The following is a 26,781-nucleotide window of genomic DNA, read 5'->3' on the forward strand; positions in this document are numbered from 1 at the left end:
GATATCGCGTTTCTTCTTTTATATAGAGCAAACTTCAAGATAAAAGAGAGTCGAATAGAAGAAAGAAAAAGCTGAATAGGTTTTCACCGTATTCAGCTGAGGTTGATGACAAAGAGGGATAAAAGCGTGGTTTTTCCCTCTTTGTGTTATCAGGCGAAAATCAATAAATTGATTTTCCTCGTTAATTTTACAACCCAAACGAGCCATTTCCAAACCTGATGGGTTTGCCAATGGCCTGAGCTGAATAGGTTTTGGCCGTATTCAGCTTTATATCATTAGGCAGTATGTAAATCTTGGCGTGTGCTATGGGATTTGCGGCGCGCGAGGATTAATTTGCTATAGAGCAGGGCGATAACAAAGTAGCCCGCTTGGATCACAACAATCGTTGGGCCTGTTGTCGCATTAATATGGAAGCTGACAATCGTACCCAGCACGCTGGAGGTGACTGAAGCGATAATTGCTACCACCAACATCCAACCAAAGCTCCGGCACAGAACAAAGGCGATGATCCCTGGTGAAATCAGCATTGCAATCACCAGAATGATCCCGACAGCTTGCAGTGATGCCACGATGGTTAAAGCTAATAGCGAAAGTAATCCGTAATGTAGCCATTTAACCGGCAAGCCGATAACACGTGCTTGGTTTGGGTCAAAGCAGTACAGCATAAAGTCTTTACGTTTGAGTAAGATAATCGCAATGGTTATCCCCGCAAACAGTAAAATTTGTTTAAATTCTTCGTCGGTGATCCCCAAAATATCCCCGAATAAAATATGGGTAAGATGTTGTTCAGTATCAATTTTTGCGAACATTACCAAGCCGACAGCAAACATACCCGAGAAGACAATGCCCATGACGGTGTCTTCTTTTATTCGACTGTTCTCTTTTAAATAGCCGGTAGCAACGGCGCAAAATAGCCCCGAAACAAAAGCCCCAATAGCAAGCGGAATGCCAATGAGTGATGCAATGATAATTCCGGGTAATACTGCATGGGAGATGGCGTCTCCCATTAATGACCAACCTTTCAAGACTAAAAAGCAGGATAAAATAGCGCAGACGGTTCCTGTAACAATCGCCGTAATCAAGGCTTTTTGCATAAATGGAAATGCGAAAGGATCCATCAGTAAGTCCATAAAATCACTCATGGGTGGCTCCTTGCTGTTTACGGTGATGCAAGTCAGCGACTTCGCTACGGGCTTTGCGACGAGAGGCAAACAGCCCGTGTTTTGGAGCAAAGAAGAATGCCAGTAAGAAAATTACTGTTTGGAACGTAACAATTAGCCCGCCCGTTGCCCCATTTAAAAAGTAGCTGAGGTAGGCACCAATTGCGCTGGTGGCAGTACCGATAGAGACGGAAATGATCAGCAATGTTTTAAATTTATCTGTCAGTAAATAGGCAGTGGCACCTGGCGTAACCACCATCGCAATGACCAATATCGCTCCAACGGTTTGCAGTGCGGCAACGGTACATGCGCTTAATAAGGTGAAGAAAATGATTTTTAGGCGTAGTGGGTTTAAGCCAATGGAACGCGCATGGCTTTCGTCAAAAAACACGGCTAGTAAGTCTTTCCATAGGCACATCAGGACAATAAATGAAACGGCAATGATAATCTCGACTTGAAGCACGTCAGCATCGGCGATCCCCAAAATATTACCGAAGATAATACTTTGCACGTTTACTGAGGTTGGGTTCAACGAAACAATTAATAACCCCGCCGCAAAAAAGGTGGAAAAGATAAAGCCGATAACGGCATCTTCCCGTAAGCGGGTGAGATGTTTAACAAATGTCATGGCGAGGGCGGCAAGAATACCCGTAAAAAAAGCCCCCGCAGCGTAAGGTAATCCAAGCGCATAAGCGCCCGCCACACCGGGCACAACAGAGTGGGAGAGGGCATCTCCCATCAACGACCAACCTTTGAGCATTAAATAAGCTGATAAGAAAGCACACACCGCTCCGACGATGGCACTCACCCATATGGCTTTAACCATAAAGTTGTACTCAAAAGGTTGCAGTAACAACTCAATCATTCAGATTCCTTAGGCTGATTTTTTCTAACCGGTGCATCGTGATCGTGACCATAGAAGACGGCGGCGCGTTCATCATCAGTAATTACCGTGACAGAGCGTGGGTCATCATCGTCGTGAAGCTCTTGACCAGACAGGTTAATATGACGCAGTACGCCACCAAATGCTTTTTGCAGATTACGCTGAGTAAAGGTGGTTTCTGTTGGACCACTCGCCAACACTGTGCGGTTTATTAAAATCACATGGTCACAAAATTCAGGCACACTTCCCAAGTTATGGGTTGAGACTAGAATTAAATGCCCTTCATCGCGCAGACTGCGGAGTAGGTCAATAATGGCATTTTCTGTTTTTACATCGACCCCTGTAAAGGGTTCGTCGAGTAACAGAACTTTACCTTGCTGGGCGAGGGCGCGAGCCAAAAATACCCGTTTTTTCTGACCACCAGAAAGTTCACCAATTTGGCGATGCTCCAAACCCGCTAAATCTACGCGTTCTAAAGCCATTTTTACGGCTTCTTTGTCTTCCTTTTTAGGAATACGAAAGAAGCCCATTTTGCCATAACGCCCCATCATCACCACATCAGAAACTAGCACTGGAAAATTCCAATCCACTTCTTCTGTTTGTGGAACGTAGGCAATCACATTCTCTTTTAATGCCGCTTTAATCGGCTGATCATTGAGGGTCACACTACCAGACGATGGTGTGACTAATCCCATAATGGTTTTAAACAGTGTTGATTTACCACTTCCGTTCACGCCCACAAGGGCGCAAATGGAGCCACCGTGAATATTGAAACTTGCATCATAAATCGCGGTATGACCATTGTTGTAAGTGACAGTTGCGTCATCAACAACCAGAGTCGGATGTTCAAATTGATTTGTATGGCTCATTTACTGTGAAAATCCTTTTGCGATAGTATCGACGGTTGTGTTCAGCAGATCTATGTATGTTGGTACAGGGCCTTCAGCGGTTGATAGTGAGTCGACGTATAATACTCCGCCGTATTTCGCGCCAGTTTCTTTACTGACCTGCAGAGCTGGCTTGTCTGAAATGGTACTTTCGCTGAAAACAACGGGAATGTTGTGTTCACGAACCGTATCAATCACTTTTTTAACTTGCATTGGTGAGCCTTGCTCTTCAGCATTGATTGGCCACAAATAGACTTCTTTAAAGCCATAATCTTTAGTGAGGTAGCTAAATGCGCCTTCACTGGTCACTAACCAACGCTTATCTTCAGGAATACGATTTAAACGTTCACGTAAAGGTGCATCAAGCGCCGCAATTTCTTGGGAATATTTTTTCGCGTTAGCATTATAAATGTCGGCGTTTTCTGGGTCATATTTCACCAGCGCCTTACGGATATTTTCGATATAAATTTGTGCGTTAGCAGGTGACATCCAAGCGTGAGGATTAGGATTATCTTTATATTCCCCTTCACGGATTGGCATAGGTTCAATGCCTTCAGTGACGACAACTGCAGGCACATCTTTAAGGTTTTCAAAGAAACGCTGGAACCAAACTTCCAGATTCATTCCGTTCCATAAGATAAGGTTTGCATCGTAGGCTTTCATAATATCTTTTGGTGTCGGTTGATAACCGTGGATTTCTGCACCCGGTTTAGTGATGGATTCGACAATTGCGGCATCACCGGCTACATTTTGAGCAATATCTTGTATTATAGTAAATGTGGTGACCACTTTAAATTTTTTAGCCAAAGCAGGTTGGCTGACAAATAAAACGGCAGCTAATACAATGAATGTGGTACGTAATAGCGTTGATAATCGGAATAAACAGTTTGTCATAAAATAGATCCTAACGTTGGGTCACGAGTTCTATGAACTAAATTAATCTCAATAAATGGTTAATCTAAATAAGTGTGTTATTGGGCTTGAATGTATTTTCTCATTTATATTGACCTATTTGACTCTACAATGAGTATGGTCTTTCAGGCTGATAGTATTTATATCCCAATTGATAATGATTATCAATATCAATTATGAAAAATCCCGTTAAATGGTAAAAGGGGTATTTTTGTAATCGATGAGTTGCTGGCTATCATTATTATTTAACATGACTAAAACACGTCCAGAAGTAAAAGTTAAGTAAAAAATGTATTATTTTTCTAAAGATTAGCTATTCTTTTGGTGTTTTAATTTGCAGAGGATACAACAGTGAAAAAAATGGTCGGCAGTGCGCTTGTACTTTTGCTATTGGCAGGTTGTTCAAGTGACCCCAATAAAACAGCGAACAGAACAAGAATGCTAGATAATCGCAATCAAATGCCAAATACGACAGCCAATACTAGCTATCCGCGAACCCCTTATGATGAGTTTATTCGTGAATCCGCGAATCGCTATAGTGTGGATGAAACACTGATCAGAGCCATTATTGAAGTAGAATCTAACTTCCGACCTGAAGTGGTGAGTAAATCTAATGCCATTGGTTTAATGCAAATTAAAGCATCAACAGCAGGGCGTGATGCATATCGTTATCAAGGACGTTCTGGTGAGCCAAGTTCTAACGATTTAAAAGATCCACGTAAAAACATTGATATCGGTACAACCTATATTCGTATTCTCAAAGAGCAACATTTGGCGGGTATTAGCCACCCGCAGACTATGTATTATGCGACCGTTGTGGCTTACGTAAATGGGGCTGGGGCATTATTAAGAACGTTTGATAATGATAAAACTAAAGCTATCGCGATGATAAATAATTTATCGCCAGAAGAGTTCTATCAACATGTTCAGTCTAAACACCCCGCGCCGCAGGCTCCACGTTATTTGTGGAAAGTTAAGAATGCGTATAATGCATTAGCGGTGAATTACTGATATTCCGTCATTAAGTGTGGGAGCTGCGCGATAATTTCAACGATACCGTTGATGACAAATTGCACTCCCATACAAATTAATAAAAAACCCATTATCCGCCCAATTGCATCAATCCCACTGTTCCCTAGCCATTTCATAATTGACGTCGCGCCCCGTAACCCAATCCAAACAATCACACTGGCGATCAGAAAAACAATAATGGGTGCGACAGTGATAACCCATGGCGCAAAACCAATATCCCCTTGTAAAGAAGCGGTGGAACTAATAATGATCGCGATGGTACCAGGCCCTGCAGTACTTGGCATTGCGAGAGGGACGAATGCAATATTTTGGTTACCTTGACGTTTTTTGGGAACACTTAAATCGTCAGTGGAGACATTACTGTTATCTTCACTATTCTCTGAATTAGGAAATAGCATCCCAAAACCAATAAAAACAACAATAAGCCCACCCGCAATACGTAGCCCAGGAATCGAAATTCCGAAGGTATTCATGACTAATTGACCAGCATAAAAAGCGACGAGCATGATACAAAAGACATAAATTGCAGCCAGCAGTGATTGGTGGTCACGTTGTTCTTTGGTCATGTTGGCGGAAATACTGAGCATCACGGCAATGGCGGTCAGTGGGTTAGCCAGTGGAAGGAGTAAAACTAAGCCAAGGCTAACGGCTTGAAAAAGTTGTAAAATATCTTGCATGTCGAAAATTACCCTCCAAATTAATCTAGAATGGCTTCTCGTTGGAACTATAACAAACATTGTTACTAATTTGTGGAATCAGAAGGGTATTCTCCCACCAAATTTAGGACAAAGAGATTTTTTTACGTGAGATTGCGTAATGTTTTTACTTAATGAATGACAAAGTTGTTCACATTAACTGTGGATAACATTCCGATTCATGTGTGAATAAGTGTAATTATTTGTTGAATAACAAAGGGGTATGTCACTGGATTAAAAATATTCAATATTTTGAACAAAAAAAAACCTTTTTATGTGAGATAAAAAGGTCAAGGGCATTATTGCTAGAGGGGGTTTATGTTCATTTGTTAGTGAGTATATACAGTGCTATCTGTTTTACTGACAGGTTATGTAAATTCGTTAAAAGATTATTGTCAGACGATAATCTTATTTCTTGGTAATATAATTGGAATATTCTTTACAAACTCTTTTTTATTTTAAAAACTGCTTTACGGTTTATTGTGTATTCTAAATTTCATGTTAAATAGAATTTTAGGATAGCCAATGAGAAAGTTACTGTCACCATTAGTTACTTCATCAATGCTGCTTGTTTTGGCTATTGCCGCTGTGCTGATCCTGTTCCCACAAACGTGGAAACAATCTATTTTTCCTTCGCTCTCTCAATTATTACCAGATTCAGTTAATTCCTTTATGGTACAAAACGGATTGGCGAATAATGCGTGTGATAATTTAGAAAATAATTTAAGAAGTTTTGCAGATTATCTGCAAGCAAATGCAGACGTTGTTGAAGTGAAGGGAATGAATGGATTAGAAGAGCAAATTGCTAATATTCAAGCCAGATTAAATAATTTACCCAGCGATGTGCGTAATTCCGTATGCCAGCAAGAGTATGCCAATCTTGAAGGTCTAAAAAGCGTTTTTTCTTTAGGATACCGTTCATAAAATAATAGAGTATTCATTTACACTGTGTTATTGAATATTATTGATATCGGTGCCAATTCTTATCGTTTTATCCATGATATGCTTACCAGATGAATATCAATTTAGGATCTGTGATGAGCATATTTAAACTTCCATTTGTGAATTGGTTAGTACTTAATGGATTTGCTGCTTATTATCTGCATATCAAAGAGGGCTTTTTCTGGAGTTTTTCTGGTTGGATGGGGATTATCGGTATCCTGATTGCCTTAGAGGCTTTCGGCTGGATTGGCGCAAGTTTATATTATTTTGTTCAGCAAAAAACCTCACCAAATCCTATTAGCCCCGCATCTTCTCTTATTACTAGGGGTCCTTATCGGTTATCTCGTAATCCGCTGTACCTTGCTTTTACCTCGATGAGTTTAAGCTTCGCTTTGTTTTCGCATTCACCTTATTTTTTGGTTTCAGGTTTGGTCTTTTGGTTAATTACTGACTTATACACCATTCCCCAAGAAGAAAAATTCTTATCTGAACGTTTTAAAGAGGAGTGGCGTACTTATACTCAGCAAACACGACGCTGGCTATAATTCATCTTGGTTTAATCTGTTGTTTATTCATTCACTGTAAGTGATATAACCTATTTGATATTTAATTATTGCTATTATTATCTATTAATTTAGCTTTATATGCTAATTTTGATATTTTTCAAGGCGATTTCCTTTTTGTACATATAAACTGGTATAACCCATAGGCTTGTGAGGTTATTGCCGTGAACAAAAAAGTGTTATTAGGTGCTATCGTTTCTTCAGTATTACTGTATTCGGCATCGGCTGCTGCATGCCCTTACTGCAATGGAAACTATGATCACCGTTATCAAAACAATTATCACCAGAACAATTATCGCCAAAACAATGAAATCGCTAAGCTAGTGAAAGAGTTTGATGATAAGCGTTTTGAATTGAATAAGCTGTACGATGCTGGCGCCAAAGATGATGACGCGAAAGTAAAAGCGTTGGTGAAAGAACTTGATGATTTATCACTGCAACTTCGAAACGAAGAAGACAAACAATATAACCGCCCATATCGTGATGGTGGATGGGGTGGACGCGGTAATCATCGCGGTTGTTGGTAACGTTTTGTTGTAATAAGGCTATTCAAAGTCATGTTGGGTAGCCTTTTTGTCTTTTTTCACAGGATGATGGAATGATATTTTTCTCCCCTTAACGATTTATCGTGAAAAAGTGTGGTGAGAGATGAAAAAAGTAATAATTACCGCGTTAGAGCATCCCACAACCCTGAATATTTCATTATCGCGTTCAAAATCACGTATTGAATGGTTACCTGAATATGCAGTGAGAACGGATTGCAATGGCTATGGTGATAATATACTTATTATGATGGCGGATTAAACGTTAATGAGCCCTGAGCATCAGTAATTTTAGCGCTACAATAATCAACAACTGGCTATCGCCATAAAATATGTCTGTGTTATGATTACGAGTTGAGTTGCTAGCGATGTGCATAATTGCGTTATCAATTATATCTGCTTTAGCTTATATAATGTGTACATAATTGTGTACCTATCTCGCATAGTGAAGTGAGAAATCGTCAGTAACGTATTGATTTATAAACTTTGGAATAATCAAGCAAGTGATCTTTCGTGTGGGTCACCACTGCTGATAAGGATTTTTTAATGCCTGTTATTACTCTTCCTGATGGAAGTCAGCGTCAATTCGACCATGCAGTTTCTGTCATGGATGTGGCTCGCGATATCGGCGCCGGTCTAGCAAAAGCATGTATCGCTGGTCGTGTTAATGGTGAGCTGGTAGATGCTTGTGAACTGATCGAGCATGACGCAAACCTGTCAATTATCACGAGTAAAGATGATGATGGTCTAGAAATCATTCGTCACTCTTGTGCTCACTTATTAGGTCATGCAATTAAACAATTGTGGCCAAATACCAAAATGGCGATCGGTCCGGTTATCGACAACGGTTTCTATTATGATATTGACCTTGACTATACGTTGACCCAGGAAGATTTGGACAAGCTAGAAAAGCGTATGCTTGAGCTTGCCAAAACAGATTATGACGTGGTTAAAAAACGTGTTTCTTGGGCAGAAGCTCGTGAAACATTCGTAAACCGTGGCGAAGATTATAAAGTTGAAATCTTGGATCAAAATATTAGTCAAGATGATCGCCCAGGTTTATATCACCACCAAGAATATATTGATATGTGTCGCGGTCCACACGTACCAAATATGCGTTTCTGTCACCACTTTAAATTACAAAAAGTGGCAGGGGCATACTGGCGCGGTAACAGCGACAATAAAATGCTGCAACGTATTTACGGTACTGCGTGGGCAGATAAAAAGCAGCTTGCTGCGTATCTGCTGCGCTTAGAAGAAGCGGCGAAGCGTGACCACCGTAAAATTGGTAAGCAATTAGATTTATATCATATGCAGGAAGAAGCGCCGGGTATGGCATTCTGGCATAACGATGGTTGGACAATTTTCCGTGAACTGGAAACTTTTGTACGTACCAAACTAAAATCCTACAATTACCAAGAAGTTAAAGGCCCATTTATGATGGACCGCGTATTGTGGGAAAGAACAGGTCACTGGGAAAACTACAAAGATGCAATGTTCACAACCTCATCTGAGAACCGTGAATATTGTGTTAAACCAATGAACTGCCCAGGTCACGTTCAGATCTTTAACCAAGGGTTAAAATCATATCGTGATTTACCACTGCGTATGGCAGAATTTGGTAGCTGCCACCGTAATGAGCCATCAGGTGCACTGCATGGTTTAATGCGCGTACGTGGCTTTACCCAAGACGACGCCCATATCTTCTGTACTGAAGATCAAATTTTGGGCGAAGTGACTAGCTGTATTGAGATGATTTATGACGTTTACAGCACTTTCGGTTTCGAAAAAATCGTTGTAAAACTGTCTACTCGCCCTGAAAAACGTATCGGTACAGACGATATGTGGGATACAGCAGAAGCAGACTTAGCCAATGCGCTGAAGTCGAAAGGTATTGAGTTCGAATACCAGCCGGGCGAAGGTGCATTCTACGGCCCGAAAATTGAATTTACACTGTATGACTGCCTTGACCGTGCATGGCAATGCGGTACTGTACAATTAGACTTCTTCTTACCGGGTCGTCTAAACGCTTCTTATGTTGGCGAAAATAATGAGCGTATTACGCCTGTTATGATCCACCGTGCGGTTCTGGGTTCACTAGAGCGCTTTATCGGTATCTTAACGGAAGAATATGCAGGTTTCTTCCCAACATGGTTAGCACCACAACAAGTTGTTGTGATGAACATTACAGATAGTCAAGCAGACTATGTTCAAGAATTAGTTAGCAAGCTGCAAAGTGTTGGCATTCGTGCGAAAGCGGACTTACGTAACGAGAAAATCGGCTTTAAGATCCGCGAACACACCCTGCGTCGTGTTCCTTACATGTTGGTTTGTGGTGAGAAAGAAGTTGAATCAGGTAAAGTGTCTGTTCGTACCCGTCGTGGTAAAGATTTAGGCAGCCTTGATGTTAACGAATTCATGACTAAACTACAGGAAGAAATTCGCAGTCGTCAGCTCAATCAGATGGAGGAATAAGGTATTAAAGGCGGAAAAAAACTCCCAACAGCACGTCCGAATCGTATTAACGAAGAGATCCGTGCAACTGAAATTCGTGTTACTGGCATTGACGGTGAACAACTTGGTGTAATGAGTGTGCGTGACGCACTTGCCAAAGCGGAAGAAGCTGGTGTTGATTTAGTTGAAATCAGCCCAAACGCAGAGCCACCAGTTTGTCGAATCATGGATTACGGCAAGTATCTTTATGAGAAGAGTAAATCTCAGAAAGAGCAGAAGAAGAAACAAAAAGTTGTTCAAGTGAAGGAAATTAAATTCCGTCCGGGAACAGATGAAGGGGACTACCAAGTTAAATTACGTAGCCTCATTCGTTTCTTAGAAGATGGTGATAAAGCGAAAATCACACTGCGTTTCCGTGGTCGTGAAATGGCTCACCAACAAATCGGTATGGAAATGCTTAACCGCATCAAGGCTGATTTGGAAGAGCTAGCCGTCGTTGAATCATTCCCTTCACGTATTGAAGGGCGCCAAATGATCATGGTGATGGGACCTAAGAAAAAATAATAGGTCATGATTAAGAACGCGAGTGGGGATTGTACCTCACTCGCGTTTTTTTATTGATAGACCCAGTTATTTACATGATCCTTAGTGAATAATTTGAATATCTGCTTGAGTAATCTCACAATAAGCAGTAAAATCCGCGGTCGAATCGCTTTGTAAAACTCGCCTTGTTCGAGTTAAAGCTAAAAAAAGAATATCGCGTTTGGGTAATAAGTTGTTTAAAAAGGCATTACTGAGACGCTTGCTTTAGAGAATGTAGCAAATCTCTTTATCCAGTTGGAGGAATGAAGTATTAAAGGCGGAAAAAGAATCCCATCAACACGACCAAATCGTATTAATGATGAAATTCGTGTTCCTGAAGTCCGTTTAACCGGTTTAGACGGCGAACAGTTAGGCATCATGAGCGCGCGTGAAGCGCTTGAAAAAGCTGAAGAAGCAGGTGTTGACCTCGTAGAAATCAGCCCAAATGCTGAACCGCCAGTTTGTCGTATTATGGATTACGGCAAATTCCTTTATGAGAAGAGCAAATCTCAAAAAGAACAGAAAAAGAAACAAAAAGTTGTTCAGGTGAAGGAAATTAAATTCCGCCCTGGTACAGATGAAGGTGATTATCAGGTCAAACTACGCAACCTGATTCGCTTTCTAGAAGATGGTGATAAAGCAAAAGTAACCCTGCGTTTTCGTGGTCGTGAAATGGCTCACCAGCAAATCGGTATGGAAATGCTTAACCGCATCAAATCTGATTTGGAAGAGTTAGCATCTGTTGAATCATTCCCTTCGAAGATTGAAGGGCGTCAAATGATTATGGTGCTGGCACCGAAGAAGAAATAATTAGGCAACCAAGTAATAGTTTCACAGTAATGTGAGTATTATTCGCCTAATTAATTCGTAGTTAATCACAATGCGAAGTTGGAAATAAAAGAAATGCCAAAGATTAAAACTGTACGTGGCGCAGCAAAGCGCTTTAAAAAAACTGCAGGCGGTGGCTTTAAGCGTAAGCATGCAAACCTTCGTCACATTCTGACTAAAAAGTCTACTAAGCGTAAACGCCATTTACGTCCGAAAGGAATGGTATCTAAGGGCGATCTGGGTCTGGTTGTTGCTTGCCTGCCTTACGCATAAGTAAACATTTAGTTAATTAAGAATAAAGACGATAGGAGATAGCTATGGCTCGCGCAAAACGTGGTGTAATCGCACGTGCACGTCACAAAAAAATCATGAAACAGGCGAAAGGTTACTATGGTGCACGTTCACGTGTTTACCGCGTAGCGTTTCAAGCGGTAATCAAAGCTGGTCAATATGCTTACCGTGACCGCCGTCAACGTAAACGTCAGTTCCGTCAACTGTGGATCGCGCGTATCAACGCTGCGGCTCGTCAGAACGGTCTGTCTTACAGCCGTTTCATCAATGGCTTGAAAAAAGCTTCAATTGAAATCGACCGTAAGATCTTAGCAGACATCGCAGTTTTCGATAAAGCAGCATTCACTGCTTTAGTTGAAAAAGCAAAAGGCGCTTTAGCTTAATGTTTGCTTGAAGAGAGGAAGGAAACTTCCTCTTTTCATTTATAATATTTGTATTAAAAATCAGCTTGTGTTAATACTTTCAGTCAATATTAGTCACTTTAAACCTGTATTTTTGAGACTCTTTTAATGAACAACGTTATTTTTCGTTTCTTTTTTTACTTTAGCACCTGAATCTCGGGGGCTTTTGCGTATAGCGAGTAGAATAGAAACGAAAAGTTACGCTAAAGCCTCCGTCAGGAGGCTTTTTTGTTTTTGGTTTGATAGAAAATACAGTAAAATCAGTCAAGTATTCACATCTTATTAATATGATTTGTGATGATAAATTTAGTGAATAACTAGCAAAAGACCGAGTGGTCATAAAGGGGAAACAATGCCACATCTCGCTGAATTGGTTGCACAGGCAAAAGCAGCCATTGAACAGGCCCAAGATGTTGCGACGTTAGAGTCAGTGCGTGTTGAATTTTTAGGCAAAAGCGGCCACTTCACACTCCAGATGAAAACGTTGCGTGATCTGCCTGCGGATGAACGCCCAGCAGCAGGGGCTGTGATTAATGAAGCTAAAGTCCAAGTTCAAGATGCACTGAACGCCCGTAAAGACGCAATGCAAGCCGATATTCTGAATGCACGTTTAGCATCAGAAAAAATCGACGTTTCATTACCGGGTCGCCGTATGGAAAATGGTGGATTACACCCAGTAACTCGCACCATTCAGCGAATTGAAGAGTTTTTTGGTGAATTAGGTTTCTCTGTTGAGACAGGGCCTGAAATCGAAGATGACTACCATAACTTTGATGCACTAAACATTCCTGCTCATCACCCCGCGCGTGCTGATCACGATACTTTCTGGTTTGATGCAAAACGTTTATTACGTACTCAAACATCCGGTGTGCAGATCCGTACGATGAATGGTCAGCAACCACCAATCCGTATTATTGCGCCAGGTCGCGTTTATCGTAATGACTACGACCAAACTCATACCCCAATGTTCCACCAAACTGAAGGCCTGATTGTTGATAAAGACATTAGCTTTACCAACTTAAAAGGCACACTTCATGACTTCCTGAACAACTTCTTTGAAGAAGAAGTCCAAGTTCGTTTCCGTCCATCCTATTTCCCGTTCACTGAGCCTTCTGCTGAAGTTGATGTTATGGGGAAAAACGGTAAATGGCTGGAAGTATTAGGCTGCGGTATGGTGCACCCTAATGTATTACGCAATGTCGGTATTGACCCTGAGGTCTACTCTGGATTTGCATTTGGTATGGGTATGGAGCGCTTAACCATGTTGCGTTATGGCGTTTCTGACCTTCGTGCATTCTTCGAAAACGATCTTCGTTTCCTCAAACAGTTTAAATAAGGCGGGTCTATCTCATGAAATTCAGTGAACTATGGTTACGCGAATGGGTGAACCCGGCGGTAAGCAGTGAAGAATTATCAGACCAAATCACTATGGCGGGTTTGGAAGTTGATGGCGTTGAAACCGTTGCGGGTCAATTCCACGGTGTTGTTGTGGGTGAAGTTGTTGAATGTGGACAACACCCTAACGCAGATAAATTGCGTGTCACGAAAGTGAATGTCGGCGGCGATCGCTTATTAGATATCGTATGTGGCGCACCCAATTGTCGCCAAGGCCTACGTGTTGCTGTGGCAACCGTCGGCGCTGTATTGCCGGGTGATTTCAAGATTAAAGCGGCGAAATTACGCGGCGAACCGTCTGAAGGCATGCTGTGCTCATACTCTGAGCTAGGTATTTCTGATGACCACAGCGGCATTATTGAGTTACCGCAAGACGCTATTATCGGTACCGATATCCGTGAATACCTAAAATTAGATGACCACGCGATTGAAATCAGCATTACACCAAACCGTGCAGATTGCTTAAGTATCTTAGGTGTAGCGCGTGATGTAGCGGTTATCAATAAATTAGATTTAGTTGAACCTGCAATCAGCCCAGTAGCAAGCACAATTAAAGACACATTCCCAATTCGTGTTGAAGCGCCTGCTGCATGCCCACGTTTCTTAGGTCGTGTTATCAAAAATATCGATGTTAGCGCACCAACGCCAATGTGGATGAAAGAAAAACTGCGTCGTGGCGGTGTTCGTTCTATTGATGCAGTGGTTGATATCACAAACTATGTTCTGTTGGAATTAGGTCAGCCACAACACGCTTACGATTTAGATCGTTTAAATGGCGCAATCGTTGTGCGCATGGCGAAAGATGAAGAGAAGTTAGTACTGCTAGACGGTACAGAAGCGACTTTGAAATCTGATACGCTGGTTATTGCCGATGAAACTAAAGCTTTGGGCATCGCGGGCATCTTTGGTGGTGAGCACTCAGGTGTTAACACTGAAACCAAGAACATTTTATTAGAATGCGCATTCTTCGAACCACTGGCTATCACTGGCCGTGCTCGTAATTATGGTCTGCACACTGATGCTTCACATCGTTTTGAACGTGGCGTTGACTCGCAGCTGCAATTTAAAGCGATGGAACGTGCAACTTCATTGATCGTTGAAATTTGTGGCGGTGAAGTTGGCGACATCATTGATGTTTCTAGCGAAGCTCATTTACCGAAACAAGCAAACATTAAGTTAACGCGTAAAAAGTTAGACCGTTTAATCGGTCACGTAATTGCAGACGAAACTGTGACAGATATTCTGACGCGTTTAGGTTGCCAAGTACAAGTTTCAGCCGATTGCTGGGATGTGGTGGCACCAAGCTGGCGTTTTGATATGCAAATCGAAGAAGATTTAGTTGAAGAAGTCGCTCGCGTATACGGATATAACAATATCCCAGACGTACCGCTGCGCGCTGATTTGATTATGACTGACCATAAAGAAGCTGATTTACCGCTGAAACGTATTAAAGCGATGTTAGTTGACCGTGGTTATCAAGAAGCGATTACTTATAGCTTCGTAGACCCTAAAATTCAGAGCCTATTACACCCGCAGGAGGAAGTACTTTCCCTGCCAAATCCAATTTCAGCTGACATGTCCGCAATGCGCTTGTCTCTGTTAACTGGTTTATTAGGCACGGTGGTCTATAATCAAAATCGTCAACAAAACAGAATTCGTTTATTTGAGACAGGTCTACGCTTTACGCCTGATAATCAAGCAGAATATGGTATTCGTCAGGAAAACATGCTGGCGGGTGTGATCACGGGCAACAAATTCGATGAACATTGGTCATTAGATAAACAAGTTGTTGACTTCTTTGATTTAAAAGGTGATCTTGAAGCTGTTTTTGAATTGACTGGAAAACTAAATCAAATTACATTTAAATCTGAAGCACATCCAGCACTACATCCTGGGCAAAGTGCTGGGATTTATCTGGAAAATGAACATATTGGCTTTATCGGTGTTGTTCACCCAGAACTAGAACGTAAACTCGATTTAAATGGTCGTACAGTCGTGTTTGAAGTTCGTACTGATGCAATCGCACAGCGTGTTATTCCAGAAGCGAAAGCGATTTCGCGTTATCCGTCGAACCGTCGTGACATTGCTGTGGTTGTGCCAGAAACTGTAGCAGCTGCCGAAGTTTTAGCAGAATGTAAAAAAGTTGGCATAAATCATATAGTTGGCATAAACTTATTTGATGTGTATTGTGGTGAGGGGATAGCAGAGGGTTATAAGAGTCTCGCTATCAGTCTCGTCTTCCAAGATACTCAGCGTACCATGGAAGAAGAAGAGATTACCGCGACCGTTGATCTGTGTGTTGCTGCGTTAAAACAGCGATTCCAAGCCTCCTTGAGGGACTAAACTTATGGCGCTTACTAAAGCTGAAATGTCAGAAAATTTGTTTGAAAAACTAGGTGTTAGCAAACGTGATGCGAAAGACCTTGTTGAAACTTTCTTTGAAGAGGTTCGCCTTTCCTTAGAAAACGGTGAGCAAGTTAAATTATCTGGATTCGGTAACTTTGATTTACGTGATAAAAATCAACGTCCCGGTCGTAACCCTAAAACTGGGGAAGATATTCCAATCACTGCTCGTCGTGTTGTTACTTTCCGCCCAGGCCAAAAATTAAAAAGCCGTGTGGAAAAAGCAACGCCAAAAGAGTAATCCTATTCTCTGAATAGCAGAGTAATAAAAAAGACCGCCTAGGCGGTCTTTGTTTTTTGAAGTGCAAATGATAGCTTTGAGTTGATTAGGTATCATAGGATTGTAATTCTAAATCGTGATTAATGAGTGCTTCTATGTAAATTTGTAAGTCGCTATTCAATTTAAGCTTAGATGCAATAGGAAGGTCAGAGTCGGTGGCTAAATTTGGAGCAAAGCAAGCGGCTAAGTTATAAGCATCCATTTTATTTGTGTGTTGGTTTTTTGTGATTTCAGCAAATAGTGGAATGACTAATTGCAGTGTTAACGGTGTTTTTTCAAGAGATAAAAATGCGTGCTGAATCATTGAGTCCGCATCTGTAAGTTGTGTTCGTTCGTTTTGGTTGATTGAATTTTGAGCGAAAATTTCTTTTAATAGTGTAGTTTTTTGTTGTACTGCATCGGCTAAGTTATGAATGGATTCAGGTTTTTTTTCTAATGAATGAATGTTTTTTTCTATTAGATTAGCCGCAATCTTTTTATAGGCTGATGTAAGAATTTTAATATCAACAATATCTTTGTTTAAGAAATATTCTTTAAGTGATTTACCTGCGCTAAGATGTGAAACTAACTTGTCTCGCTCAAGCGCGTTTCCTGATGTGCGGAAAAGGCCAACTGTTTTACTATACATTGGGTGATTTAAAATTGCGCTACCCAGTTGGTTAAGCTGAAGATAACTGGTTTTTTCATCATCAGTGAGTTCTTTACAGTTATTGATAGCATTTATGTTTTCTTGCTCTATTTTATGAGCAGCTAACCTTGAAGTATTATCAGGCTTGATATGTTCAATTTTAGGTACCTCCACGGCTTTCTTGTTAATACTAAAAAGGTTAACAATGAAGCTTTTAAAAGTAGCTAAATTTCGAATTTGCTTAATAGATTGAATAAAACTGTTTTTTTTAAGGTTATTCGAAGAGTCAAACCCAGCCGTATTGAGTGCAGTTGGCTCGTTGGGGGGAAATGATTTGATAACCATAAAGTTTCCTTGGTAAATAGGTAGTTAAAATTGGCAGTAGTTTAAATTTTTTCTTATGCTCTCTCTTATATAAAACGCGCTTATTTTTTTAAAAAAAGATAACTATTTTAAATGTAATGACTATTTCCTTGAAACAATTACAAAAACAACAGCATCAATCCGATATGGGATTGATTTTTTTGTTGTCACTGAGTCTTTGTATCATTGTGATGCTATCGCTCTGTGCGGGGGAAATTTGGTATTGGCCGAACCAATGGATGGACGAATCAGCACAATTATTTGTCTGGCAAATTCGCTTACCTCGGCTCCTTGCGGTTATCACCATTGGGGCAGCATTGGCAGTAACGGGCGCTATCATGCAAGCGTTATTTGAAAACCCATTAGCGGAGCCTGGATTGCTAGGGATCAGTAATGGTGCTGGAGTTGCAGTTGTTTTTACGGTGTTGCTCTCATCAGGGGTGACCTATTACTGGCTAGTGAGCATGAGTGCCATTCTCGGTGCGTTAGCTCTCACCGGTGTTTTACTCTATTTTGCTCGCCACCAACATTTGAATAATGCCAGCTTATTATTAGTTGGCGTTGCGCTTGGCGTGATCAGCGGTGCGTGCATGACATGGATGGTCTACATGAGCAGTAATTTAGATTTACGCCAATTACTGTATTGGATGATGGGTAGTTTCAGTGGTGTTGATTGGCGTCAAATAGGATTAGTCATTGCCTGCCTCCCATTTTTATTTTGGGTCATAGCTCAGGGAAGAATTTTAAATTATTTATTACTGGGTGATATTCAGGCCTATCAATTGGGTATTTCTACGCATCGTTGGCGATTAATATTAATTATCATTACCGGAATATTAATTGGGCTCAGTGTAGCAATTGCGGGGGCAATTAGTTTTATAGGATTAGTGATCCCCCATATATTAAGGCTAAGTGGGATCACCGATAACCGTTTTTTATTACCAGCCTGTGCAATTGCTGGGGCCCTATGCTTATTAATTGCAGATTTATTGTCCCGATTACTGATGGACAATGCTGAAATTCCGATTGGCGTGATTACAGCGACCTTGGGCGCTCCTATTTTTATTTATCTTCTCGTCAAAAATCATACATGGCGACAGTAATATGAATAAAACAGTGATGATTGAAACGCAAAGTCTGCGTGTGAAAAACCGATTACGGGATATTAACCAGTCCGTTTTTGCAGGGGAGCAGATACACCTATTAGGTGCCAATGGGGCAGGAAAAAGTACGTTACTTTCAGCGTTGAGTGGCTGCACTTCTTACACAGGAACGATTTTTTTTAATAGTGTCAATCTGAAAGATTATGCTGTTCAGGATGTTGCAAGGTATCGTTCGTATCTCACACAGCAAACAGGAATTTTACCGAGTTTAAAAGTGTTTCAATACTTATCCTTGTTTATTGAGCAGCATGTCGTTCCGCCCACGATTTTTAGCGAATTATGTGAAGATTTCCAGCTTTCTCCATTATTATCTAAGCCTATTAACCAATTATCTGGTGGGGAATGGCAGCGAATTAGGATAGTTGCTGTATTTTTGCAGGTATGGGATAGGGACTGTTTGAGCGGGAAAATAATCTTATTTGATGAACCAATAAACAATTTAGATATTATTCAGCAAGGAATGCTAGATAAATGGGTGAAATGTTTTTGTCATTGCGCAGGAACAGTTATAATGAGTGGACATAATCTTAGTCATTCTTATAAAAATGCAAGTCGAATTTGGATGATAAAGAAAGGCACAATTATCTATGCAGGTGAGCCTGACAATGTCATGACAGAAAGTCATTTGTCAGATGTATTTATGGCTGATATAAAACTCAATCAGAGCTCATTGAATAAAGTATGGCAAATTAACGATCATACTAATTAGCTAATCGTGTTCTTATTGCCCGTATCACGGTAATTATTGCAGTAATGATGACTGGTGTTGAGGTTCGGTTAAAGTAATTTTAACTAGAATATCCTATTCATAATGAAACTAGGCTACAAACAATATGAGCAATTTCCTTCCGTTTTCAAAACCAGCAATCGGGGATGAAGAGGTTAAGGCAGTAGAAAACGTTCTGCGTTCAGGCTGGATCACGACAGGCCCACAGAATCATCAATTAGAAGAAGATTTTTGCAAACGTTATGGTTGCAAGCATGCGATTGCCCTTGCATCGGCAACTGCAGGTATGCATGTTGTTTTGATGGCGCTGGGTATCGGTCCAGGTGATGAAGTTATCACTCCGTCACAAACATGGGTTTCAACTATTAATATGATTGAGTTGCTAGGTGCAACGCCAGTTATGATTGATGTTGATCGTGATACCCTTATGATTCAGCCAGAAGCGGTAGAAAAAGCCTTAACGAGCAAAACGAAGGCAATAATCCCTGTTCATTATGCTGGTGCCCCTTGTGATTTAGATGCCCTACGTGCCATCGCACAAAAAGCGGGCGTTTTCCTCATTGAAGATGCGGCTCATGCAGTCGGAACACGTTATAAAAATGAGTGGATTGGTGAGAAGGGCACTGCCATTTTTTCATTCCATGCCATCAAAAACGTAACCTGTGCGGAAGGTGGCTTAGTTGCCACTGATGACGATGCACTCGCTCAGCGTGTTCGTGCATTAAAATTCCACGGTTTAGGCGTGGATGCGTTTGATCGCCAAATGCAAGGTCGTAAACCACAAGCAGAAGTGGTTGAGCCGGGTTTCAAATATAACCTATCTGATATTCATGCGGCGATTGCAGTAGTACAATTGTCCCGCGTTGAGCATTTAAACCAGCGTCGAGCTGAACTGACGGCACGCTACCGTGAGTTACTGAAAGACTCTCCATTACAGATGTTATCTGTGCCAGAATACCCACATTTACACGCCAACCACTTATTTATGGTGCGTGTTGATGAGTCTGTATGTGGTATTGACCGCGATACATTTATGGAGAAGTTGAAAGAGCATAATATTGGTACGGGATTACATTTCCGTGCAGCTCATACGCAAAAATATTACCGCGAAAAATACCCAGAGCTGTCATTACCAGAATCAACATGGAATAGTGCAACGCTTTGCTCATTGCCTCTGTTCCCAGACATGACTGACGCGGATGTTGAACGGGTAGTGAGTGCGATTAATACAGTCCTTTTGGAGTCAAAATAGTGTCATTAGCTGATGAATTTGATGAGATTAAAAAAGTCTCAGTGGTAATCCCTGTTTATAACGAAGAGCAAAGTCTGCCTCAGCTGTTAGAACGTACGATTAAGTCCTGTAAACAACTGACTCAAGCTTATGAGTTAATTTTAGTTGATGATGGAAGTAGCGACCGTTCTGCAAAAATGTTGGTTGAAGCGGCTGAAAATCCAGATAACCATGTCATTGCGATCATTTTAAACCGCAACTATGGTCAACACTCTGCGATTATGGCGGGTTTCAATCAAGCAGATGGCGACTTAGTTATCACTCTTGATGCGGATTTACAAAACCCACCGGAAGAGATCCCTCGTTTAGTGCAAACAGCGGCTCAAGGCTATGATGTTGTTGGAACTCGTCGCGCTAACCGTCAAGATTCATGGTTCCGCAAAACGGCATCAAAAATGATCAATGCGATGATCACTAAGGCGACCGGTCGTTCAATGGGTGACTACGGTTGTATGCTGCGTGCCTATCGCCGTCACATCATTGAAGCCATGCTTCAATGCCATGAGCGCAGCACATTTATTCCTATTTTAGCGAATACATTTGCGCGTAGAACCATCGAAATTGATGTAGCGCATGCTGAACGCGAGTTTGGTGATTCAAAATACAGCTTTATGAAGCTGATTAATTTAATGTATGACTTATTAACTTGTTTAACGACTGCGCCTCTGCGTCTGTTAAGCGTAGTTGGTAGCATTATCGCTGCTGGCGGATTTGTGCTGGCAGTGTTGTTAATTGTTTTACGTTTACTGTTCGGTGCGAGCTGGGCAGCTGACGGCGTATTTACACTGTTTGCGATACTCTTTATGTTTATCGGCGCGCAGTTTGTTGCTATGGGATTATTGGGCGAATACATCGGTAGGATTTATAATGATGTGCGCGCGAGACCTCGTTATTTTATTCAAAAAGTCGTCGGTGCAGACCTTAAAACCGACAAAAATCAGGAAGAAAACTAATGAAAGCTATTGTTTTTGCCTATCATGATATTGGCTGTGTAGGGATAAAAGCGCTTGAGAAAGCGGGTTTTGATATTCAGGCAGTATTTACTCACACTGATGATCCAAATGAAAACCACTTTTACTCTTCTGTAGCTCGTGTCAGTGCAGATATGGAACTTCCTGTTTTCGCTCCAGAAAACGTTAACCACCCACTGTGGATTGAACGTATTCGTGAGATGAAACCTGATGTGATTTTCTCTTTCTACTATCGCGATATGTTAAGCGAAGAACTGTTAGCATTAGCACCGAAAGGGGCTTTCAACCTACACGGTTCTTTACTGCCTAAATACCGTGGTCGTGCACCAATCAACTGGGCACTGTTAAATGGTGAAAGCGAAACTGGCGTGACGCTGCACAAAATGGTCGCTAAAGCTGATGCTGGCGACATCGTAGCGCAAGAAAAAGTGGCTATCACGGACACTGATACTGCTCTGACTCTGCACGCGAAAGTTCGTGAAGCAGCAGAAGTTCTGTTAGATAAAACTCTGCCATTAATCGAAGCGGGCAGCTATAAAACTGTTGCTCAAGATGAGAGCCAAGCAAGCTACTTCGGTCGTCGTTGTGCTGATGACGGTCAAATCGACTGGAGCCGTAGTGCGAAAGAAATTAGCTGCCTGATCCGCGCAGTGACTGAACCATATCCAGGCGCGTTCACCTATTTAGGTGCGCGTAAAATGATCGTATGGCGTGCGCGTGTATTAGACGATAACCAAGGTAAAGCTGCGGGTACCGTATTATCTAGCGACCCACTGCGTATCGCTTGTGGTCAAGGCGCACTGGAAATCGTTAGCGGTCAAAGCGAAACCGGTTTATATATGCAAGGCAACCGCCTAGCTAACGAAATGGGCATCGTCACTGACGTTCGCGTTGGTGCTAAACCAACTGCACAAGTTAAGCGTCGTAAACGTGTTCTGATCTTAGGTGTGAACGGCTTTATCGGTAACCATTTAACTGAGCGTCTGTTACAAGATGACAACTACGATATCTATGGTATGGATATTGGTTCATCTGCAATTGAACGCTTCATTGGTAACCCACGCTTCCACTTCATCGAAGGTGACGTAAGCATCCACACTGAGTGGATTGAGTACCACATCAAAAAATGTGACGTTATTCTGCCATTGGTTGCTATCGCGACGCCAATCGAATATACCCGTAACCCACTGCGTGTATTCGAATTAGACTTCGAAGAAAACCTGAAAGTTGTTCGTTACTGCGTGAAATACAACAAACGCATCATCTTCCCATCAACTTCTGAAGTTTATGGTATGTGTGATGATAAAGAGTTTGATGAAGATGAATCACGTCTGATCGTTGGTCCAATCAACAAACAACGTTGGATTTACTCTGTATCTAAACAGTTACTTGACCGAGTAATCTGGGCATACGGCGCGAAAGAAGGTCTGAAATTCACCTTATTCCGTCCATTTAACTGGATGGGGCCACGTTTAGATAGCCTGAACTCTGCGCGTATTGGTAGCTCACGTGCGATTACTCAGTTGATCCTGAACTTAGTTGAAGGTTCACCAATCAAGTTAGTCGATGGTGGTGCACAAAAACGCTGCTTCACAGATATCAAAGATGGTATCGAAGCACTGTTCCGCATCATTGAAAACAAAGACGGCAAATGTGATGGTCAAATCATCAACATCGGTAACCCAACTAACGAAGCAAGTATTCGTCAGTTAGCGGAAATGCTGTTAGAAAGCTTCGAAAAACACCCAGCTCGTAGCAAGTTCCCTCCATTTGCTGGCTTCCGTGAAATCGAAAGCGCGAGCTACTATGGTCAAGGTTACCAAGACGTCGAGCATCGTAAACCAAGTGTTGAAAACGCACGTCGTTTACTTGACTGGGTTCCGACTATCGACATGAAAGATACCATTGAAGAAACATTAGACTTCTTCTTACAGGGTGCTGTAGAAGAGCTGGAAAGCAAAAAATAATGAAAAAAGTTGGCTTGAGAATCGATGTGGACACCTATCAAGGTACATTGAAAGGGGTTCCTCAATTACTTAAAGTGCTCAAAGAGCATGATATTCAGGCCAGCTTTTTCTTCAGTGTAGGACCCGATAATATGGGGCGCCATTTATGGCGCCTTTTGCGTCCTAAATTTCTGTGGAAAATGCTACGGTCGAATGCGGCATCTTTGTATGGTTTAGATATTTTACTGGCGGGTACTGCGTGGCCAGGTAAAAAAATCGCCAAAGATTTAGGCTATTTGATGAAACAAACCTTGGACGCTGGGCATGAAGTCGGCTTACATGCGTGGGATCATCAAGGATGGCAAGCCAAAGTGGCTAAATGGAGCGAAGCTCAACTCACTGAACAAGTGAAATTGGGTGTCGATGCATTGCAGCACGCGACAGGTCAACGAGTCACTTGTTCTGCGGTAGCAGGGTGGCGTGGCGACGAGCGTGTACTCGAAGTTAAACAAGGGTTTAATTTCGATTACAACAGTGACTGCCGAGGAAAATTCCCATTTAGACCTATTCTACGTGATGGTTCGTTGGGGACAGTACAAATTCCTGTGACGTTACCGACCTACGATGAAGTCGTCGGTACAGTGGTAACAGACGAAGAATTTAATGATTTTATTCTTCAAGCAATAAAAGATGACCAAGGTGTTCCGGTTTACACTATCCATACGGAAGTGGAAGGAATGTCAAAGTCACAACAATTTTCACAATTATTGGAACGAATTAAGCAAGAAGAAATCCAATTCTGTACATTGAGTGAATTGTTGCCTGAAGACATCAATACGCTTCCAAAAGGAAGAGTGGTTCGCGCCCCATTCCCGGGACGAGAAGGTTGGCTGGGCTGCCAAGAAGAGGAATAAAATACCCATGTTGAATAACCGAGCGAGCAAAGTAGGAGCCTCTCTGCTGGCTCTTTTTTTTGTCTTGACCTATTTGTTGCCGTTAAACAGCCGTTTACTTTGGCAGCCGGATGAAACCCGTTATGCGGAAATCAGTCGCGAAATGCTACAACGCGGCGACTGGATCGTGCCGTACATGCTGGATATTCGTTACTTTGAAAAACCAGTGGCGGGGTATTGGATCAACAATATTAGCCAAATGATTTTTGGTGACACAAACTTTGCAGTTCGTTTTGGTTCTGTCTTCTGTATTTTATTGAGCACTCTGTTGGTTTACCGCATGGCAAAAATGATGTGGCGTAATAGCCATGTTGCTTATGTGGCAAGCTTCATCTACATCTCGATGTTCTTGGTATTTGCAGTAGGGACATACAGCGTTCTTGACCCGATGCTATCGTTATGGATAGCCGCCAGTATGTTTTGTTGCTTATGGGCGATGAAGGCTCGAGAGGTTAAGACCAAACTCGCCGCATGGGGAGCTCTTGGGCTGGCCTGCGGTATGGCGTTTATGACCAAAGGCTTTTTAGCTTTAGCTATTCCTGTCATTGTGATGCTACCTATCACCTTGTATCAAAAACGTTTCCTTGAAATGCTTAAATATGGTCCATTAGCGATTGTTACTGCGGTGATCATCAGCTTGCCGTGGGCATTGGCCATAGCCAAACAAGAACCAGATTACTGGAATTACTTTTTTTGGATTGAGCATGTGAAACGCTTTACGGCGGATGATGCTCAGCACGTTGCGCCATTCTGGTACTACATTCCGATTATTTTGCTTGGGGCTATTCCGTGGATGGGCTTAGTACCTGGCTCATTAATTAAAGGATGGAAAGAGCGTAAATCTAGCCCAGATATGTTCTTTTTACTATGTTGGTTTGTAGTTCCGGTGATTTTCTTCAGTATTTCACGCGGAAAACTACCGACTTACATGCTGCCGTTTATGGCGCCATTGGCGCTGCTAATGGCGAAATATGGTGTGGATTGTGTACGTAATGGCACCATGAAGGCATTGAAAGCCAACGGAATTATTAACATTGTTATCGGGATTGCCGCCGTGATAGCGGTGATTATCGTCAGCAGCGTGATCAAAAAGCCCCTATATGAGCATGATGAATGGTCAAAAATGGTGCTGGGGGTTGTGGCGTTTTCCATTTGGGCGATCATCGGTTATCTCTGTACCGTATTAAATGCGAAATATTGGCTGTGGGCGGCATCTTGCTCATTGGCGGTCAGCTTATGTATTGGTAGTGCATTACCAAATAACACTATTGATTCGAAGTTACCGCAAAATTTTATTCATCAAAATCATGATCTCTTGATGAACAGTCAATATTTGATGGCAAGTAACGTCGGCGTAGCTGCGGGGCTGGCATGGGAAACCAAAAATTCCAATATTTATCTCTATAATAGCAGCGGTGAATTAACCTATGGCTTGGAATACCCAGACAGTGCGCATCGTTTGGTTAAACCGGATGAATTTGCTGCATGGCTGGCAAAAGCTCGCCAAGAAGGGCAGGTCACCGTGGTATTCTTGTTAGGTAAAAAAGAAGGGTTGCCAGACATTCCGAAGCCGGATGAAGTCATTAAGAATTCCCGTATGGCGATAGTGGTTTACCATAAACAATGATAGCGCAATTACTTCTATTACTTCTTGTCAGCGTGTTGACTTGCATTGGGCAAATAGCCCAAAAGCAAGCGGTCGTCGTTTGGCAAGGAGACAAACATAATAAAGCCGCATCCGCCATTCGTTGGCTGGTGCTGGCAGTATTAATGTTGGGATTGGGAATGCTGTTTTGGCTAAAGTTATTGGAAACAATGCCACTCAGTATTGCCTACCCGATGCTCAGTATTAATTTCGTTTTGGTCACATTGATAGGGCAATTTGTCTACCATGAGCAAACGGGGCTAAACCACTGGCTCGGAGTTGCCTCAATCATGATAGGAATACTACTGATGAGTATAAGTGTATGAATAAAGGATACTTATGGGTACTCGGTAGTGCGCTATTAGTCACCGTCGCACAGCTCAGCCTGAAAGCGGGAGTTGTTGAGCTTCCATCGTTCTCTCTAGGTTGGCACTGGTTGCAGCTAGAATGGCTGGCAGATAACGCGGCAAGTTTAGGGGTTATCTTTGTCGGGTTAGTCTGCTATGCGTTATCGATGCTGTGTTGGCTATTTGCGCTAAAATATATCGCGCTCAATAAAGCCTACCCGCTTATCAGCCTCAGCTATGTTTTCGTTTACATATTGGCGGTGGTGTTGCCATGGTTCAATGAACCCGCAACGGCGTTAAAAGCGGCGGGGATTGCATTTATTCTGCTAGGCGTATGGCTGATCAGTCGACCTTCTAAGCCTTTAACGAAAAAAGCTAAATAGCATCAGATAATTAGCCTTAGGTGTTTATTTTTTATGCGTTGTACATTATAGTCTCGCGTATTAAGATATCACTTAAGGTTATTATTTTGGGGTTATCTATACCCGCGAGTTATC

29 protein-coding genes and 1 other annotated feature are annotated in these 26,781 nt (G+C 41.9%); of the genes, 23 read left to right on the plus strand and 6 right to left on the minus strand.

Features of this window, described 5'->3' with window-relative positions:
• Window positions 1-275: 275 nt before the first annotated feature.
• Genes HFU86_RS07595 through HFU86_RS07610 form a run of 4 tightly spaced genes read right to left on the minus strand, consistent with a single transcriptional unit; the run spans window position 276 to window position 3,824 of the window.
• Window positions 276-1,142 (minus strand): metal ABC transporter permease, encoded by an 867-nt coding sequence (locus HFU86_RS07595; protein ID WP_132494812.1) that lies wholly within the window; start codon window positions 1,140-1,142, stop codon window positions 276-278.
• On the minus strand, window positions 1,135-2,025 hold the full coding sequence (locus HFU86_RS07600; protein ID WP_108479029.1) for a metal ABC transporter permease: 891 nt from the start codon (window positions 2,023-2,025) through the stop codon (window positions 1,135-1,137). Before HFU86_RS07600 ends, HFU86_RS07595 begins: the two co-directional genes overlap by 8 nt.
• A complete protein-coding gene (locus HFU86_RS07605; protein ID WP_036950494.1) occupies window positions 2,022-2,912 on the minus strand; it encodes a manganese/iron ABC transporter ATP-binding protein in 891 nt (296 codons plus the stop codon). Before HFU86_RS07605 ends, HFU86_RS07600 begins: the two co-directional genes overlap by 4 nt.
• Window positions 2,913-3,824, minus strand: a complete 912-nt coding sequence (locus HFU86_RS07610) for a metal ABC transporter substrate-binding protein (RefSeq protein WP_132494814.1) — start codon at window positions 3,822-3,824, stop codon at window positions 2,913-2,915.
• A 369-nt stretch (window positions 3,825-4,193) separates the two neighbouring features.
• Between HFU86_RS07610 and HFU86_RS07615 the strand changes: the two genes are divergently transcribed.
• Window positions 4,194-4,853, plus strand: a complete 660-nt coding sequence (locus HFU86_RS07615) for a transglycosylase SLT domain-containing protein (RefSeq protein ID WP_036950490.1) — start codon at window positions 4,194-4,196, stop codon at window positions 4,851-4,853.
• Here the strand turns inward: HFU86_RS07615 and HFU86_RS07620 are convergent.
• On the minus strand, window positions 4,847-5,551 hold the full coding sequence (locus HFU86_RS07620) for a MarC family NAAT transporter (RefSeq protein WP_132494818.1): 705 nt from the start codon (window positions 5,549-5,551) through the stop codon (window positions 4,847-4,849). The genes HFU86_RS07615 and HFU86_RS07620 overlap by 7 nt on opposite strands.
• 543 nt (window positions 5,552-6,094) lie before the next feature.
• Between HFU86_RS07620 and HFU86_RS07625 the strand changes: the two genes are divergently transcribed.
• The 13 genes from HFU86_RS07625 to ihfA all read left to right on the plus strand — a co-directional run bounded on the left by HFU86_RS07625 (window position 6,095) and on the right by ihfA (window position 16,211).
• The gene (locus HFU86_RS07625) at window positions 6,095-6,493 is read left to right on the plus strand and encodes a hypothetical protein (protein ID WP_187129004.1); all 399 of its coding nucleotides are present in this window, start codon (window positions 6,095-6,097) and stop codon (window positions 6,491-6,493) included.
• A gap of 113 nt (window positions 6,494-6,606) precedes the next feature.
• Entirely contained in the window at window positions 6,607-7,056 is a 450-nt protein-coding gene (locus tag HFU86_RS07630) for a methyltransferase family protein (RefSeq protein WP_132494820.1), read from the plus strand.
• A gap of 182 nt (window positions 7,057-7,238) precedes the next feature.
• On the plus strand, window positions 7,239-7,601 hold the full coding sequence (locus HFU86_RS07635; protein WP_187129005.1) for a hypothetical protein: 363 nt from the start codon (window positions 7,239-7,241) through the stop codon (window positions 7,599-7,601).
• Between the two features lie 121 nt (window positions 7,602-7,722).
• A complete protein-coding gene (locus tag HFU86_RS07640; RefSeq protein WP_165906922.1) occupies window positions 7,723-7,878 on the plus strand; it encodes a hypothetical protein in 156 nt (51 codons plus the stop codon).
• 284 nt (window positions 7,879-8,162) lie between these two features.
• Window positions 8,163-10,091: a threonine--tRNA ligase gene (gene thrS / locus HFU86_RS07645; protein ID WP_036950480.1), complete on the plus strand. Its 1,929-nt coding sequence runs from the start codon at window positions 8,163-8,165 to the stop codon at window positions 10,089-10,091.
• 3 nt (window positions 10,092-10,094) lie between these two features.
• A complete protein-coding gene (gene infC, locus HFU86_RS07650; protein ID WP_071992134.1) occupies window positions 10,095-10,634 on the plus strand; it encodes a translation initiation factor IF-3 in 540 nt (179 codons plus the stop codon).
• Window positions 10,635-10,922: 288 nt separating this feature from the next.
• On the plus strand, window positions 10,923-11,462 hold the full coding sequence (gene infC, locus HFU86_RS07655; protein WP_071992133.1) for a translation initiation factor IF-3: 540 nt from the start codon (window positions 10,923-10,925) through the stop codon (window positions 11,460-11,462).
• A 93-nt stretch (window positions 11,463-11,555) separates the two neighbouring features.
• Complete coding sequence (rpmI, locus tag HFU86_RS07660; RefSeq protein WP_004263702.1) at window positions 11,556-11,753, plus strand: 50S ribosomal protein L35; 198 nt, start codon at window positions 11,556-11,558, stop codon at window positions 11,751-11,753.
• Window positions 11,754-11,797: 44 nt separating this feature from the next.
• A complete protein-coding gene (gene rplT, locus HFU86_RS07665) occupies window positions 11,798-12,154 on the plus strand; it encodes a 50S ribosomal protein L20 (protein ID WP_006659451.1) in 357 nt (118 codons plus the stop codon).
• A 120-nt stretch (window positions 12,155-12,274) separates the two neighbouring features.
• Window positions 12,275-12,405: a sequence feature (Phe leader region), on the plus strand.
• Window positions 12,281-12,325 (plus strand): pheST operon leader peptide PheM, encoded by a 45-nt coding sequence (gene pheM, locus HFU86_RS07670; RefSeq protein WP_126437459.1) that lies wholly within the window; start codon window positions 12,281-12,283, stop codon window positions 12,323-12,325. (Overlaps the previous feature by 45 nt.)
• A 119-nt stretch (window positions 12,406-12,524) precedes the next feature.
• Window positions 12,525-13,508, plus strand: a complete 984-nt coding sequence (gene pheS, locus HFU86_RS07675) for a phenylalanine--tRNA ligase subunit alpha (RefSeq protein WP_036950469.1) — start codon at window positions 12,525-12,527, stop codon at window positions 13,506-13,508.
• 14 nt (window positions 13,509-13,522) lie between these two features.
• A complete protein-coding gene (gene pheT, locus HFU86_RS07680) occupies window positions 13,523-15,910 on the plus strand; it encodes a phenylalanine--tRNA ligase subunit beta (protein WP_187129006.1) in 2,388 nt (795 codons plus the stop codon).
• Window positions 15,911-15,914: 4 nt separating this feature from the next.
• Window positions 15,915-16,211, plus strand: a complete 297-nt coding sequence (gene ihfA, locus HFU86_RS07685) for an integration host factor subunit alpha (RefSeq protein ID WP_004263721.1) — start codon at window positions 15,915-15,917, stop codon at window positions 16,209-16,211.
• A gap of 85 nt (window positions 16,212-16,296) precedes the next feature.
• On the opposite strand, the gene HFU86_RS07690 is transcribed toward ihfA, so the two are convergent.
• Window positions 16,297-17,223: a RhoGAP domain-containing protein gene (locus tag HFU86_RS07690; RefSeq protein ID WP_187129007.1), complete on the minus strand. Its 927-nt coding sequence runs from the start codon at window positions 17,221-17,223 to the stop codon at window positions 16,297-16,299.
• A gap of 116 nt (window positions 17,224-17,339) precedes the next feature.
• On the opposite strand from HFU86_RS07690, the gene btuC reads away from it, so the two are divergent.
• From btuC to arnF, 9 genes are all read left to right on the plus strand, one after another.
• Window positions 17,340-18,344, plus strand: a complete 1,005-nt coding sequence (btuC, locus tag HFU86_RS07695; protein WP_132494824.1) for a vitamin B12 ABC transporter permease BtuC — start codon at window positions 17,340-17,342, stop codon at window positions 18,342-18,344.
• A 1-nt stretch (window position 18,345) separates the two neighbouring features.
• The gene (locus HFU86_RS07700) at window positions 18,346-19,113 is read left to right on the plus strand and encodes a vitamin B12 ABC transporter ATP-binding protein BtuD (RefSeq protein WP_132494825.1); all 768 of its coding nucleotides are present in this window, start codon (window positions 18,346-18,348) and stop codon (window positions 19,111-19,113) included.
• Between the two features lie 124 nt (window positions 19,114-19,237).
• On the plus strand, window positions 19,238-20,383 hold the full coding sequence (gene arnB, locus HFU86_RS07705; RefSeq protein ID WP_132494826.1) for a UDP-4-amino-4-deoxy-L-arabinose aminotransferase: 1,146 nt from the start codon (window positions 19,238-19,240) through the stop codon (window positions 20,381-20,383).
• Entirely contained in the window at window positions 20,383-21,375 is a 993-nt protein-coding gene (gene arnC / locus HFU86_RS07710) for an undecaprenyl-phosphate 4-deoxy-4-formamido-L-arabinose transferase (RefSeq protein ID WP_036950457.1), read from the plus strand. The genes arnB and arnC overlap by 1 nt, the downstream gene beginning before the upstream one ends.
• Window positions 21,375-23,360, plus strand: a complete 1,986-nt coding sequence (gene arnA, locus HFU86_RS07715; protein WP_108479020.1) for a bifunctional UDP-4-amino-4-deoxy-L-arabinose formyltransferase/UDP-glucuronic acid oxidase ArnA — start codon at window positions 21,375-21,377, stop codon at window positions 23,358-23,360. Before arnC ends, arnA begins: the two co-directional genes overlap by 1 nt.
• The gene (gene arnD / locus HFU86_RS07720; RefSeq protein WP_187129008.1) at window positions 23,360-24,253 is read left to right on the plus strand and encodes a 4-deoxy-4-formamido-L-arabinose-phosphoundecaprenol deformylase; all 894 of its coding nucleotides are present in this window, start codon (window positions 23,360-23,362) and stop codon (window positions 24,251-24,253) included. The genes arnA and arnD overlap by 1 nt, the downstream gene beginning before the upstream one ends.
• A 7-nt stretch (window positions 24,254-24,260) precedes the next feature.
• Window positions 24,261-25,919, plus strand: coding sequence for a lipid IV(A) 4-amino-4-deoxy-L-arabinosyltransferase (arnT, locus tag HFU86_RS07725; RefSeq protein WP_132494830.1), 1,659 nt, complete (start codon window positions 24,261-24,263; stop codon window positions 25,917-25,919).
• Window positions 25,916-26,263, plus strand: coding sequence for a 4-amino-4-deoxy-L-arabinose-phosphoundecaprenol flippase subunit ArnE (gene arnE / locus HFU86_RS07730; protein WP_108479018.1), 348 nt, complete (start codon window positions 25,916-25,918; stop codon window positions 26,261-26,263). The genes arnT and arnE overlap by 4 nt, the downstream gene beginning before the upstream one ends.
• On the plus strand, window positions 26,260-26,667 hold the full coding sequence (gene arnF / locus HFU86_RS07735; protein WP_036950445.1) for a 4-amino-4-deoxy-L-arabinose-phosphoundecaprenol flippase subunit ArnF: 408 nt from the start codon (window positions 26,260-26,262) through the stop codon (window positions 26,665-26,667). The genes arnE and arnF overlap by 4 nt, the downstream gene beginning before the upstream one ends.
• Window positions 26,668-26,781 lie beyond the last annotated feature (114 nt).

This window comes from Providencia sp. JUb39 (assembly GCF_012272845.1).
Lineage (GTDB): Bacteria > Pseudomonadota > Gammaproteobacteria > Enterobacterales > Enterobacteriaceae > Providencia > Providencia lanzhouensis.

Coding starts and splice junctions, on each gene's coding strand:
- HFU86_RS07595 (WP_132494812.1), bottom strand. CDS start 1,142: ATGAGTGATTTTATGGACTTACTGATGGATCCTTTCGCATTTCCATTT.
- HFU86_RS07600 (WP_108479029.1), bottom strand. CDS start 2,025: ATGATTGAGTTGTTACTGCAACCTTTTGAGTACAACTTTATGGTTAAA.
- HFU86_RS07605 (WP_036950494.1), bottom strand. CDS start 2,912: ATGAGCCATACAAATCAATTTGAACATCCGACTCTGGTTGTTGATGAC.
- HFU86_RS07610 (WP_132494814.1), bottom strand. CDS start 3,824: ATGACAAACTGTTTATTCCGATTATCAACGCTATTACGTACCACATTC.
- HFU86_RS07620 (WP_132494818.1), bottom strand. CDS start 5,551: ATGCAAGATATTTTACAACTTTTTCAAGCCGTTAGCCTTGGCTTAGTT.
- HFU86_RS07625 (WP_187129004.1), top strand. CDS start 6,095: ATGAGAAAGTTACTGTCACCATTAGTTACTTCATCAATGCTGCTTGTT.
- HFU86_RS07630 (WP_132494820.1), top strand. CDS start 6,607: ATGAGCATATTTAAACTTCCATTTGTGAATTGGTTAGTACTTAATGGA.
- HFU86_RS07640 (WP_165906922.1), top strand. CDS start 7,723: ATGAAAAAAGTAATAATTACCGCGTTAGAGCATCCCACAACCCTGAAT.
- thrS (WP_036950480.1), top strand. CDS start 8,163: ATGCCTGTTATTACTCTTCCTGATGGAAGTCAGCGTCAATTCGACCAT.
- rpmI (WP_004263702.1), top strand. CDS start 11,556: ATGCCAAAGATTAAAACTGTACGTGGCGCAGCAAAGCGCTTTAAAAAA.
- rplT (WP_006659451.1), top strand. CDS start 11,798: ATGGCTCGCGCAAAACGTGGTGTAATCGCACGTGCACGTCACAAAAAA.
- pheS (WP_036950469.1), top strand. CDS start 12,525: ATGCCACATCTCGCTGAATTGGTTGCACAGGCAAAAGCAGCCATTGAA.
- pheT (WP_187129006.1), top strand. CDS start 13,523: ATGAAATTCAGTGAACTATGGTTACGCGAATGGGTGAACCCGGCGGTA.
- ihfA (WP_004263721.1), top strand. CDS start 15,915: ATGGCGCTTACTAAAGCTGAAATGTCAGAAAATTTGTTTGAAAAACTA.
- HFU86_RS07690 (WP_187129007.1), bottom strand. CDS start 17,223: ATGGTTATCAAATCATTTCCCCCCAACGAGCCAACTGCACTCAATACG.
- btuC (WP_132494824.1), top strand. CDS start 17,340: ATGACTATTTCCTTGAAACAATTACAAAAACAACAGCATCAATCCGAT.
- HFU86_RS07700 (WP_132494825.1), top strand. CDS start 18,346: ATGAATAAAACAGTGATGATTGAAACGCAAAGTCTGCGTGTGAAAAAC.
- arnB (WP_132494826.1), top strand. CDS start 19,238: ATGAGCAATTTCCTTCCGTTTTCAAAACCAGCAATCGGGGATGAAGAG.
- arnA (WP_108479020.1), top strand. CDS start 21,375: ATGAAAGCTATTGTTTTTGCCTATCATGATATTGGCTGTGTAGGGATA.
- arnD (WP_187129008.1), top strand. CDS start 23,360: ATGAAAAAAGTTGGCTTGAGAATCGATGTGGACACCTATCAAGGTACA.
- arnT (WP_132494830.1), top strand. CDS start 24,261: ATGTTGAATAACCGAGCGAGCAAAGTAGGAGCCTCTCTGCTGGCTCTT.
- arnE (WP_108479018.1), top strand. CDS start 25,916: ATGATAGCGCAATTACTTCTATTACTTCTTGTCAGCGTGTTGACTTGC.
- arnF (WP_036950445.1), top strand. CDS start 26,260: ATGAATAAAGGATACTTATGGGTACTCGGTAGTGCGCTATTAGTCACC.